Below are 11,756 nucleotides of genomic sequence, written 5' to 3'. Positions count from 1 at the left end.
AACGGGCCATGGACCACCGGAGGTCGCTTTCGCGTCGGCGTCGGTGCCCCCGCCCGTAACCGGCTCCGTACCTGCGGCTATGCCCCGAAAGCCTTGCCCTGCCCCTTGACCGGCTTGGCACCGGCGAGGAGATGGGCCGGGACGAGATCGCGGGCCGGCTCGGTGTAGCCGACGGAGACGATCTTGTCGCCCTGGTACGTGAAGGTCGTCAGCGAGGCGAGCGTGCACTGCCGCTTGCGCGGATCATGCCACAGCCGCCGCCGCTCGACATAGGACCGCACGATCCAGATCGGCAGCTGGTGACTGACCAGTACGGCCTCATGGCCACGGGCCGCGTCCTTGGCCGCGTCCAGCGCCCCCATCATCCGTACGACCTGGTCGACGTACGGCTCGCCCCAGGACGGCTTGAACGGGTTGACCAGGTGCTTCCAGTTGTCGGGCTTGCGCAGCGCGCCGTCCCCGACACCGAAGGTCTTGCCCTGGAAGACGTTGTCGGCCTCGATGAGCCGGCCGTCGGTGGCGAGGTCGAGTCCGTGCGCCTTGGCGATCGGCGTCGCCGTCTCCTGCGCCCGCTCCAGCGGGGAGGCGACGACGTGGGTGACGTCGCGGGAGGCGAGGTGCTCGGCGACCCGGTCGGCCATCTGCCGCCCGAGTTCGGACAGGTGGTAGCCGGGCAGCCGGCCGTAGAGGATCCCGTCCGGGTTGTGGACCTCGCCGTGCCGCATGAGGTGGACGACGGTGAGTTCGCCGTCGCCGCTTCCGCCGATGCCCTTGTTGTCGATGCCGTTGCTCACGCCGTGGCCTCCGCGGCCGCTCGGGCCGCCGCCGGGAGGGCGTCGGCGATCCGCTGGAGGGCCCGCTCGTCGTGGGCCGTGGAGACGAACCAGGACTCGAAGGACGAGGGCGGCAGATAGACGCCGTTCGCCAGCAGCGACTGGAAGAAGGCGGTGAAGCGGAAGGACTCCTGCGCCTTGGCGTCCTCGTAGTTGCGGACCGCGCGGTCCGTGAAGAAGACGGAGAACATGTTGGAGGCGGTCTGCAGCGTGTGCGCGACACCCTCCTTGCCCAGGGCCTCGGACACGAGCGCCTGGATCTGCCGCGACACGGCGTCGACCTTGGCGTAGGCGGCGTCGTCGAGCAGGCGCAGCTGCGCGAGACCGGCGGCGGTGGCGACGGGGTTCCCGGAGAGGGTGCCCGCCTGGTAGACCGGCCCGGCGGGCGCGAGGTGCTCCATGACGTCGGCGCGTCCGCCGAAGGCGGCGGCCGGGAAGCCGCCACCCATGACCTTGCCGAAGGTCATCAGGTCGGGCTTGACCCCGTCGACGCCGTACCAGCCGGCCTTGCTGGTGCGGAAGCCGGTCATCACCTCGTCGGAGATGTACAGCGCGCCGTTCTGCGCGCAGGCGTCCTTCAGGCCCTGGTTGAAGCCGGGCAGCGGCGGTACGACGCCCATGTTGCCCGGCGACGCCTCGGTGATCACGCAGGCGATCTCCCCCGGGTGCCGGTGGAACGCCTCGTGCACCGCCTCCAGGTCGTTGTACGGCAGCACGATGGTGTCGCCGGCCTGGGCCCCGGTGACGCCGGGGGTGTCGGGCAGCGCGAAGGTGGCCACCCCGCTGCCGGCCGCGGCCAGCAGGGAGTCGACGTGCCCGTGGTAGCAGCCGGCGAACTTGATCACCTTGGCCCGCCGGGTGAAGCCGCGCGCGAGCCGGATCGCGGACATGGTGGCCTCGGTGCCGCTGGAGACCAGCCGCACCTGCTGCACGGGCTCGACCCGCGCGACGATCTCCTCGGCGAGCGCGACCTCGCCCTCACCGGGAGTACCGAAGGAGGTACCGCGGGAGACGGCCTCCTGCACCGCGGCGACGACCTCGGGGTGCGCGTGGCCGAGGATCATCGGGCCCCAGGAACAGACGAGGTCGACGTACTCCCGGCCGTCCGCGTCGGTCAGGTACGGACCGGTGCCGGACACCATGAACCGGGGCGTACCGCCCACCGCGCGGAAGGCGCGGACCGGGGAGTTCACCCCGCCCGGCGTGACGGCGGCCGCGCGGTCGAACAGGGCCTGCGAGGCAGGCGCTTCGTAGGGATAGGGCGCTCCTGAAGAGGGCGATTCGCTCATGACCTGCGACTTCTCCGACCTTCTCCGACTTGTTCGGACTCCGCTTGCTGCGTGACCTCCTCAGGGTAGGCCAGGGCCGGGGAACGGCAGGGAGCAGCGGGGCGCCCCGCGCACCGGCCGGACGCGGGGCCGTGACCGAGCGTGCCCGAGCCGGAACGGTCCGAGCGGAGAAGACGGCCGACCGGGACCGGACCGGGCAAATCGGTGGACCGCCCCGTACCATCTGCGAAACTGGCACCTGATACACAGAGCTACGGACGGGCCGAGCCGTGCCGGACCGCGAGCGCCTGCCCGGGCTCGCTCGAAGGCCTGCCCAGGAGCTCGCTCAGGGGCCCGTACAGGGGCTCGCTCGCGACTGCGAAGATCCTGTGGGCCGTTGTTTCAGCGCACGTTTCGGCGAGCGACCGTGGGGGAGGTCACTGTCACGATGATCGGGTTGCGCGGCGGGGGCCACGCGTCCTAGAAAAGCAGTCGGGTGGAGATATGCATCGCGGTGGCGGGCTGGGCGAGGGGACTGACGGTCTGGGTCCTCGACGCGCCCAACGGGGAAAACACCGGCGCGAGGCGGAGGAGCCGCACGAAACACTTCAGGCACATGGTGCACCGATGGAGTCCGACCGGCTCGACCGTGAGGTCGACCGGCTCAGGGCCGGTAGCAGGAATGGTGGTCGGGTGGGGGTGACGTACAAATACTTCGGCGCGCCGGACGGCGCGACGGCGGCCCGCGTCCCGATCTCGATGCGCCCCGAGGAACTCGGCGGCGACGAGCTCGGCATGGGTGGCATGTTCACCAAGATCAAGCCGGAGACGATGGCGGCCATGGTGCTGACCGGCATCCAGGGTGTCCCCCTCAACAAGGTGCCCCCCTTGGAACTGGTCGTCCTGCACCCCGACTACGCGGTCGTGAAGCTCCCGACGACGGTCGTCGACCCGCTGCGCGACGTCGGCGAGGAGGCGGTGGGCGCGGCGGCGTTCATCTGGTCGACCGTGCCGGACCGGGGCGGCCCGCGGGACGCGTTCAACGTCTACCAGCTCCTGCACGAGTGGCAGGACTTCTCCCACCGACTGCACGAGGCGGGGCATCAGCCGTACTGCCTGGTGTGGCCCTGACCTGAGATTTCCTTACGAACGGGCGGAGCTCACGGGCTCCGCCCTCGCCGTTTGCACGCCCGGCGGCCCCGCCCCGGCCGGCGGTGTCGCGCGGTGCCGGTTCAGTCCAGTTGCAGCCGGTCCGCCACTCCCGCCGCCTCGAACGCCGCGACCAGGTCCTCACGGGTCTCCGTGAAGTGCGCCCAGCTGTCGCAGTGCGCGGGTACGACCCGACGGGCGCCGAGGATCCCGGCGGCCTCGGCGGCCCCGGCACCGTCGAGCACGAGCAGGGCGCCGTCGAAGAGGGGCTGGATGCGGGGCGCCCCCGCGAAGAGCACGGCCGTGTCCACCGGGCCGAACCGGCCCGCGATCTCCCTGACCAGGTCGAGCGAGGCGTTGTCCCCGCTGACGTAGACCGTGGGCAGGTCGTCCGAGGTCAGCAGGAAGCCGATGACCTCGCCGGAGATCGGCTCGGCGCCCTCGGGTCCGTGCAGGGCGGGGGCGGCCGTGACGGTGACGGTGCCGCCGCCGGGCCGGTCCAGTCGCACGGACTCCCAGGGGGCCAGCCCGCGGGCCGTGCCGCCCAGCCGGCCCGCGCCGCTTCGGGTGGTGAGGGTGAGCGGCACCTCCGCGAGCAGGGCCCGGCCGGAGCGGTCGAGGTTGTCGGGGTGTTCGTCGTGCGAGAGCAGCACCGCGTCCACGGGGCCGAGGTCGCCCGGCTCGACGCGGGACGGGGCGGTCTTGGTCAGGGTCGGCCCGCCGGGGGTCGGGTAGTGACCGGTCCCGTCGAAGGTCGGGTCGCTGAGGAAGCGCAGTCCGCCGTACTCGATCAGTGCGGTCGGGCCGCCGAAGACCCGGACGGGAATCTGTTCGGCGGTCGCGTCGACAGGGGTCATCAGAAAACACCTCACGGATGAGAAGTCGTTTATCCGTGAGAGACGGTAGTCGCTTCTCACGGATGGATGCAAGACGTACCATGAGAGCCATGCGAAAGACCGGGGCCGCGGAGCCCGAGGAGCACGTGGGGAGCCAGGGGGCCGTGACGTCCGAGGAGGGCGGGGTACCGATCGCGCCCGGGGCGGAGCGGTACCCCGCCCTCGACCTCGCCAACAGCGCCGTCGCGCTGCCCGGCGGACAGGTCCTCGACCTGCTGGGCACCCCCGCCGCCGCGACCCGGTGGCTGGTCGGCCACGACCTCGCGCCGGTCGAGGCGGAACTGCGGGAGACCTGCGCCGCCCAGCTGCGCTCACTGCGCGAACAGATCCGCGCCCTGATCTCCTCCCGGGTCGACGGCCACCCCGCCCCCGGCAGCGCCCTGAACGGCCTCAACGACGCGCTCACCCGGGCGCCCGCGGTCTCCCTGCTGAACTGGGACGCCACCCGCGGTCTGCACCGGGCCCTGTCCCACCCCACCACCCGGATCGTCGAGCGCGCCCTGGCCACCCTCGCCGCCGACGCCGCCGACCTACTCACCGGCTCCGACGCGGACCGGCTCACCGCCTGCGGCTCCCCGCCCTGCAACCGCTATCTGCTGCGGCACGGCCGCCGCCACTGGTGTTCCACCCGGTGCGGCGACCGCGCCCGCGCCGCCCGCGCCTACGCCCGCCGCACCGGCACCGGCACCGGCACCGGCACCGGCACCGAGGAGAACTGACCTTGCCAGGAGGACGGGACCGGGCGGGAGGGCGGAAGGCCCATGAGGGCCTCAGGATTCGCCCCGGCTCCGCCCCTCCACCGGTCCCCCGCCCACGGTGAACCCGATCACCGAGCCGCCGCCCTCCCGCCGGAAGGCGAACGGCGCGCCTTCGTGCGCCAGGGCCACCTCCCGCACGATGGACAGGCCGAGACCGGAGCCGGGCAGGGCGCGGGCGTCGGCGGCCCGGTAGAAGCGGTCGAAGATGCGGATCAGGTCGGCACCCGCGATGCCGGGACCCCGGTCGAGGACCTCCACCCGGACCGTGCCCGGCCGGGCCGGGCCCGCGATGTGCAGCTCGATGGGCGCGGTGCCGTCGCGGTCGAACTTCGTGGCGTTCTCCACGAGGTTGGACATCGCCCGCTGGAGCAGCCCGGGGCGCCCGTGGGCCGTCGTGTCGCCGCTGGCGCGCAGCACGATCTCCCGCCCGGTGCGGCGCCGGGCCAGGCCGACGACGTCCTCGGCGATGTCGGCCAGGTCGACCTGCTGGGCCGGCTCGGTGTCGGACTGGCCCGCAGCGAGGTCGACGAGCTCGTTGACCAGGTCGGTCAGTTCGCGTGCCTCCTGGGTGAGGTCGGCGACCAGGTCCTCCCGGGTGGCGGGCGGGAGTTCGTCGATCCTGCGCAGCAGCGAGATGTTCGTACGCAGTGAGGTGAGCGGGGTGCGCAGCTCGTGGCCGGCGTCCTGGACCAGCCGGCGCTGGTCCTCCTCGGACTGGGCGAGCCGGCCCAGCATCCGGTCGAAGGCACGGCCCAGTCGGCCCACCTCGTCGTATCCGGTGACCGGCACCTGCACGCCCAGGCGGCGGGTGCGGGCGACGTCCTCGGCGGCGGAGGTGAGCACGACCAGCCGGCGGGTGACACGCCGGGCCAGCCACCAGCCGAACAGACCGGCCGCGGTGACGACGGCCGCCATCAGCACCAGGGTGCGCTGCTGGAGCGTGCGCAGCAGGTCCTCGGTGTCGCTGAACTCCTGCGCGACCTGGACCGCGCCCCGGCCGCCGCCCAGGGAGACGGTGGCGACCCGGTAGACGTCGTTGCCGACGTCGACGTCCTTGTGCTCGGCGATCAGGCCGGCGGTGGCGGCCGCGGCAACGGTCCGGTCGGCGGCGGTGACCGGCAGGCCCGGACTGCCCCGGTCGACGACCGTGCCGTCCGGGCCGAGCACCTGCACATCGGTGCGCGGCGGCCGTACGACGTCGTGGCCGGGCGCGGAGGAGGAGAAGTCGTCGGGTGTCATGCGGTGCTGGCCGACCTCGTCGCGCACGTCCTGCACGACCTCGTCGAACACGGTCTGCTGGTCCACGCGCACGAGCCGGGCCGCCGCGCTGTACGACAGGATGCCGACCAGCACGGTGACGGCCGCGGCCACCGCCGCGAACGACACCGCGAGGGTGGTGCGCAGCGAGAGCAGACCGGGCCGTCGCCAGGTCAGCAGCCGCCGGAAGCGGCCCACTCAGTCCTCCCGCAGCACATAACCCACGCCGCGCACCGTGTGGATCAGCTGCGGCGCACCGGGCTCGTCGAGCTTGCGGCGCAGGTAACCCACGTACACGGCGAGGTTCTTGGAGCCGGGCCCGAAGTCGTAGCCCCAGATGCGGTCGTAGATGGTGGAGTGGTCGAGGACGATGCCCGCGTTGCGCACCAGCAGTTCCAGCAGCTCGAACTCGGTGCGGGTGAGCTCCAGTTCGCGTCCGCCGCGCCAGGCCCGGCGCGCCTGCCGGTCCATCCGCAGCCCGGCCGCCTCGATGTGCCGGCCGGACGGCGAGGCACCGGGCACCGGGCCGGACGCCCGGGCCGAGGACGCGCCCGACGCCGCACCCGTACCCGCTCCCGCCCCGGCCGGCGGTTCGGCCGACGCTCCGTCCGGCACGCCGGGCGCCCCGGCCGGGGTCTCACCCGCGGACTCGGTGGGGGCGGCGGTCTCGTTCGGGCTGGTGCGGCGCAGCAGGGCGCGCAGCCGGGCGAAGACCTCCTCGACGTCGAAGGGCTTGACGACGTAGTCGTCCGCTCCGGCGTCCAGGCCCGCGATCCGGTCGGCGGTCTCCACCAGCGCGGTCAGCATCAGGATCGGGGTGCGATCGCCCTCGGCGCGCAGCACCCGGCAGACCTGGAGTCCGTCGATGCCGGGCATCATCACGTCGAGGACGAGCACGTCCGGCGGGGTGCGGTGGGCGTGCGCCAGCGCCTCGACGCCGTCGGCGACCGCGGTGACCTGGTAGCCCTCCAGGGCCAGGGCGCGTTCCAGTGCGTGGCGGATGGCGCGGTCGTCTTCGGCGAGCAGCACAGTCTGGGGCACGGACCCAGTCTGCCAAGCGCCAGGGGTCCGACGACCTGATGATCTTGCCCAGGGCGCCCTTCTTACTGGCCTCTCACCCGCCCGGCCGCAACCCGCACCGGGCGGCCGTTCACCCCGCGGACCGCAGGGCGGCGAGCCGCTCGGCGAACGGCACCACGTCGAGGTCGTCCCGGGCCGGCCCCGCCGCCGCCAGACCCCGCATCAGCGCGGCCAGCTCCCCCGCCGCCCGCTCGATCCGCTCGGGCAGACCCTCCGCGCCCCAGTCCTCGGATGCGGCGTACAGGCCGGTCGGCACGACCACCGCCCGCAGATAGGCGAACAGCGGGCGCAGCGCGTGGTCCAGGACCAGGGAGTGCCGGGCGGTGCCGCCGGTGGCCGCGATCAGCACGGGCTTGCCGGCCAGCGCGTCCTTGTCGTGGCCGCCGAGCGCGTCGAAGAACGACTTGAACAGCCCGCTGTACGACGCCGAGAACACCGGAGTGACGGCGATCAGGCCGTCGGCCCGGGTCACGGCGTCGAACGCGGCGGACAGCGTCCGCCCGGGGAAGCCGTTGGTGAGATGGTGCGCGATCTCGACGGCGAGCTCGCGCAGCTCGATCACCTGGACGTCCGCCGGGGCCTGCCGGTCCACGGCGGCGGCCAGCCGGTCGGCGAGCAGCCGGGTGGAGGACGGGACGCTCAGCCCCGCGGAGACGACGACGAGCTTCATGCGACGGTCACCCCTTCCTGGGAGCCCTGGGAACCCTGGGACCCCTGAGAGCCTTCGGCCTGCCCGGCCTGCTTCGCCCGCTCGGCCGCGAGCAGCGACCCGTGGGTCGGCGCCTCCGGCACCCCGGCCGGACGGCCGACGGCGAACTCCTTGCGCAGCACCGGCACGACCTCCTCGCCGAGCAGGTCGAGCTGCTCCAGCACGGTCTTCAGGGGCAGCCCGGCGTGGTCCATCAGGAACAGCTGGCGCTGGTAGTCGCCGGCGTACTCGCGGAAGGACAGGGTCCGCTCGATCACCTGCTGCGGGGAGCCCACGGTCAGCGGGGTCTGCTCGGTGAAGTCCTCCAGCGAGGGCCCGTGCCCGTAGACCGGCGCGTTGTCGAAGTACGGACGGAACTCGCGCACGGCGTCCTGGGAGTTCTTCCGCATGAACACCTGGCCGCCGAGGCCGACGATCGCCTGCTCGGCCGTGCCGTGGCCGTAGTGGGCGTACCGGGTCCGGTAGAACTCGACCATCCGCTTGGTGTGGTCGGCGGGCCAGAAGATGTTGTTGTGGAAGAAGCCGTCCCCGTAGAAGGCGGCCTGCTCGGCGATCTCCGGGGAGCGGATGGAGCCGTGCCAGACGAACGGCGGCACGTCGTCCATCGGCCGCGGGGTGGACGTGAAGCCCTGTAGGGGCGTACGGAACTTGCCCTCCCAGTCGACGACGTCCTCACGCCACAGCCGGCGCAGCAGGGCGTAGTTCTCGATGGCGAGGTTGATGCCCTCGCGGATGTCCTGGCCGAACCACGGATAGACGGGACCGGTGTTGCCGCGGCCCATCATCAGGTCCACCCGGCCGTCGGCCAGGTGCTGGAGCATCGCGTAGTCCTCGGCGATCTTCACCGGGTCGTTGGTGGTGATCAGGGTCGTGGACGTGGAGAGGACCAGCTTCTCGGTGCGCGCGGCTATGTAGCCGAGCATGGTCGTCGGTGACGAGGGCACGAACGGCGGGTTGTGGTGCTCGCCGGTCGCGAACACGTCCAGCCCGACCTCCTCGGCCTTCAGCGCGATGGCGACCATGGCCTTGATGCGCTCACGCTCGGTCGGCGTGCGGCCCGTGGTCGGGTCCGGGGTGACGTCGCCGACGCTGAAGATGCCGAACTGCATGGTCGTTCAACCTCCAAGTTGTTGACGCTTCAACTATACCCCTCCAACCGGACCGGGTCCGTGGGTATTCCGCCCGCCGGAATTCGATTTGACGGCCGGGCGCCGCGTACGGATATTTATCTGCGTGACACAGATACTGCATCACGAAGATGATGATCACCCGCGCACACCGCCGGCCCCGGCCACGGGCGGGACCCCGGCGACACCCCGCCCCCTCTCCGCCCGCGCCCGCTGGGCGGTCCTCGCCGTGGTCCTGGCCGCCGACGTCCTGGACCTCCTCGACGGGACGATCACCAACATCGCCGCCCCGACGATCGCCCGCGATCTGGGCGGCGGTCAGAGCCTCGTCCAGTGGCTCGGCGCCGCCTACGCCCTCGCGCTCGGCGTACTGCTCGTCCCCGGCGCCCGGCTCGGCGACAAGTACGGCCGCCGGCGGCTGTTCCTGACCGGCCTCGCCGGTTTCGTGGCCGCGTCGGCGGCCTGCGGACTCGCCCCGGACCCGACCGTGCTCGTCCTGGCCCGGCTCGTCCAGGGCGCCTTCGGGGCCCTCGTCATCCCGCAGGGCTTCGGGATCCTGGCCGCCACCTGGCCGCGCGACCGGATCGGCAAGGCGTTCAGCCTGTTCGGACCGGTGATGGGCCTGTCCGCCGTGAGCGGTCCGGTGCTGGCCGGGCTCCTCGTCGACGCCGACCTCGCCGGACTCGGCTGGCGCCCGATGTTCCTGATCAACCTGCTGCTCGGCGGCGCCGCCCTGTTCGCCGCCGCCCGGCTGCTGCCCCACGACCCCGGCACCCGCGACACGGTCGTCGACGGCCCCGGGGCCGCCCTGCTCGGCGGGGCGATGCTCTGCCTGCTGGGCGGGCTCATCGACGGCGCGGCCCACGGCACGGCCGGGGGAGGTCAGGCCGGTGAGGGTCCGGCCGCCCGCCCGCTCGCCCTCCTGCTGCTCGGCCTGGCGCTGGCCGCGGCCTTCTGGCGCCGCCAGCGCACCGCCGCGCACCCCCTGCTGCGGCCGTCGCTGCTGCGCCACCGCGGCTTCACCTCGGGCCTGCTCCTCGGCGTCGCCACCTTCGCCGCCGTCTCCGGCCTGCTCTACGCCGTCTCCCTCTACCTCCAGCAGGGCCTCGGCCGCTCCCCCGCGGGCGCCGCACTCGGCCTGATCCCGCTCTCGGCCGGGATCGTCGTCGCCTCGATCGCCTGCTACCGGCTCATCCACGCCTTCGGCCGCCGTCTCGTCGCCACCGGCCTGCTGATCATCCTGGCGGGCTGCGCGGCGCTGCTCCTGCTCTGCGCGCTCGGCCGGACCGGCGCCTGGGAACTCGTCCTGCCGCTGTTCGTCATCGGCGTCGGCATGGGCACCTGCTTCGGCACGGTCTACGACGTCACGATCGGCGACATCGCCCCCGAGGAGGCGGGCAGCGCGAGCGGCTCGCTCAACGCCGTGCAGCAGCTCGCCAACGCGCTCGGCGCGGCCGCCGTGACGACCGTCTACTTCCGGGCCGCCCGGCACGGCGAGACCCACGCGATGACGGTGAGCCTGACCGTGGTCGCCGCGGCCGTGGCCCTGTGCCTGCCGTTCGTACGCCTCCTGCCGCGCAGTGCACCCGAGGAGCACGGCCACTGAGACCGGCGGCCGGGCCCCGGGCAAGGGCCCGTGAGACGTACGGGGACCCGCCGGCTCAGGGAAGGAGGACCAGCCGCCCCCGCACCCCGCCCTCCGCCAGCCGGACGTGTGCCTTGACCGCGTCGTCCAGGGCGTACGTCCCCGCCACCCGGAGCGTCAGCGCCCCCTCGTCCACCAGCCGCACCAGCTCCGCCAGCCGCTCCCCGTCGGCGCGCACCTCGACCGTGCCGGTCCGCACGCCCCGCACCGCGGCGGGCGCGGCCCCCGGAATCACCCCGGCGTAGGCTCCCCCGTCCCGCACCCGGGCGAAGGCGGCCTCGCCGAGCACCGCCGCGTCCAGCACCGCGTCGAAGCCCGCCGGCCCGGCCTCCCCGGCCGTGAAGTGCGCGGCGCCCAGAGACCGTACGAGCTCCTCGTCCTGCGCACGGGCCAGCGCGGTCACCGACACCCCACGGCGGGCGGCGAGTTGTACGGCATAACCGCCCACGGCGCCCGCCGCGCCCGTCACCAGCAGCGACTGACCGGGCGTCAACTCCAGCAGATCCAGGGCCTGTACGGCGGTCAGCCCGTTCAGCGGCAGGGTGGCGGCGGACACGGCGTCGGCCGTCGCGGGCGCCTCGGCCACCGCGTCCGCGCCGACGACGACGTACTCCGCGTGCGAACCCAGCGGCTCGGCCACACCGGGGGCGAGCGCCACCACCTCGTCGCCCACGCTCCACGCGGTGGCCGGGCCGACCGCATCCACCGTCCCCGCGACGTCCCAGCCGAGGCCGATCCGCCCGCCCGCACCCCCGAACACACCGGCCCGCACCGCGGCGTCGACCGGGTTCAGGGCGGCCGCCGCCACCTTGATCCGGACCTGCCCGGCACCCGGCTCGGGCACCTCGGTCTCCACGACCTGCACGGCCTCGGGCCCGCCGAACGACGTCACCACGACAGCACGCATCATCACAACTCTCCAAGGATCGACTGCGGTTGAGGCGCGTCCACACTGTTCCCGCGCCGCTCGCACAACCCTAGGAAGAGCTACTATCTGGAGGGTAGTAGTTACCTGAAGGTGCCTACCGCACCCG

At 73.2% G+C, this 11,756-nt stretch carries 11 protein-coding genes; 3 read left to right on the top strand and 8 right to left on the bottom strand.

Translation table 11 applies throughout. The features are described from left to right. Positions 1 to 77: 77 nt before the first annotated feature. Together ACZ7OY_RS17260 and hemL are read right to left on the bottom strand one after the other, a co-directional pair. Entirely contained in the window at positions 78 to 725 is a 648-nt protein-coding gene (locus ACZ7OY_RS17260; RefSeq protein ID WP_351617517.1) for a histidine phosphatase family protein, read from the bottom strand. Between the two features lie 65 nt (positions 726 to 790). Beyond that, entirely contained in the window at positions 791 to 2,122 is a 1,332-nt protein-coding gene (gene hemL / locus ACZ7OY_RS17255) for a glutamate-1-semialdehyde 2,1-aminomutase (RefSeq protein ID WP_471912152.1), read from the bottom strand. Positions 2,123 to 2,605: 483 nt separating this feature from the next. On the opposite strand from hemL, the gene ACZ7OY_RS17250 reads away from it, so the two are divergent. Continuing rightward, positions 2,606 to 3,232, top strand: a complete 627-nt coding sequence (locus tag ACZ7OY_RS17250) for a hypothetical protein (RefSeq protein WP_471912151.1) — start codon at positions 2,606 to 2,608, stop codon at positions 3,230 to 3,232. Positions 3,233 to 3,333: 101 nt separating this feature from the next. Here the strand turns inward: ACZ7OY_RS17250 and ACZ7OY_RS17245 are convergent, their stop codons facing one another. Further along, a complete protein-coding gene (locus ACZ7OY_RS17245) occupies positions 3,334 to 4,107 on the bottom strand; it encodes an MBL fold metallo-hydrolase (protein ID WP_471912150.1) in 774 nt (257 codons plus the stop codon). A gap of 80 nt (positions 4,108 to 4,187) precedes the next feature. Between ACZ7OY_RS17245 and ACZ7OY_RS17240 the strand changes: the two genes are divergently transcribed. Beyond that, complete coding sequence (locus ACZ7OY_RS17240; protein ID WP_471912149.1) at positions 4,188 to 4,865, top strand: CGNR zinc finger domain-containing protein; 678 nt, start codon at positions 4,188 to 4,190, stop codon at positions 4,863 to 4,865. Between the two features lie 51 nt (positions 4,866 to 4,916). Here the strand turns inward: ACZ7OY_RS17240 and ACZ7OY_RS17235 are convergent, their stop codons facing one another. The 4 genes from ACZ7OY_RS17235 to ACZ7OY_RS17220 form a co-directional block, all read right to left on the bottom strand. Next, the gene (locus ACZ7OY_RS17235; protein WP_471912148.1) at positions 4,917 to 6,359 is read right to left on the bottom strand and encodes a HAMP domain-containing sensor histidine kinase; all 1,443 of its coding nucleotides are present in this window, start codon (positions 6,357 to 6,359) and stop codon (positions 4,917 to 4,919) included. After that, the gene (locus ACZ7OY_RS17230; RefSeq protein WP_471912147.1) at positions 6,360 to 7,202 is read right to left on the bottom strand and encodes a response regulator transcription factor; all 843 of its coding nucleotides are present in this window, start codon (positions 7,200 to 7,202) and stop codon (positions 6,360 to 6,362) included. It lies immediately after the preceding gene. Between the two features lie 109 nt (positions 7,203 to 7,311). Next, positions 7,312 to 7,911, bottom strand: coding sequence for an FMN reductase (locus ACZ7OY_RS17225; protein WP_471912146.1), 600 nt, complete (start codon positions 7,909 to 7,911; stop codon positions 7,312 to 7,314). Continuing rightward, positions 7,908 to 9,059 (bottom strand): LLM class flavin-dependent oxidoreductase, encoded by a 1,152-nt coding sequence (locus tag ACZ7OY_RS17220; RefSeq protein WP_471912145.1) that lies wholly within the window; start codon positions 9,057 to 9,059, stop codon positions 7,908 to 7,910. The genes ACZ7OY_RS17225 and ACZ7OY_RS17220 overlap by 4 nt, the downstream gene beginning before the upstream one ends. Positions 9,060 to 9,183: 124 nt before the next feature. Between ACZ7OY_RS17220 and ACZ7OY_RS17215 the strand changes: the two genes are divergently transcribed. Continuing rightward, entirely contained in the window at positions 9,184 to 10,683 is a 1,500-nt protein-coding gene (locus ACZ7OY_RS17215) for an MFS transporter (protein WP_471912144.1), read from the top strand. A 55-nt stretch (positions 10,684 to 10,738) separates the two neighbouring features. On the opposite strand, the gene ACZ7OY_RS17210 is transcribed toward ACZ7OY_RS17215, so the two are convergent. After that, positions 10,739 to 11,629 carry an NADP-dependent oxidoreductase gene (locus ACZ7OY_RS17210; protein WP_471912440.1) on the bottom strand — a complete coding sequence of 297 codons (891 nt, stop codon included), beginning with the start codon at positions 11,627 to 11,629 and terminating at the stop codon, positions 10,739 to 10,741. Between the last annotated feature and the right edge of the window lie 127 nt (positions 11,630 to 11,756).

This window comes from Streptomyces sp. NPDC107559 (assembly GCF_055657365.1).
The sequence above is the reverse complement of the archived record's forward strand: the minus strand, read 5'-3'. Positions and strand labels throughout refer to the sequence as shown.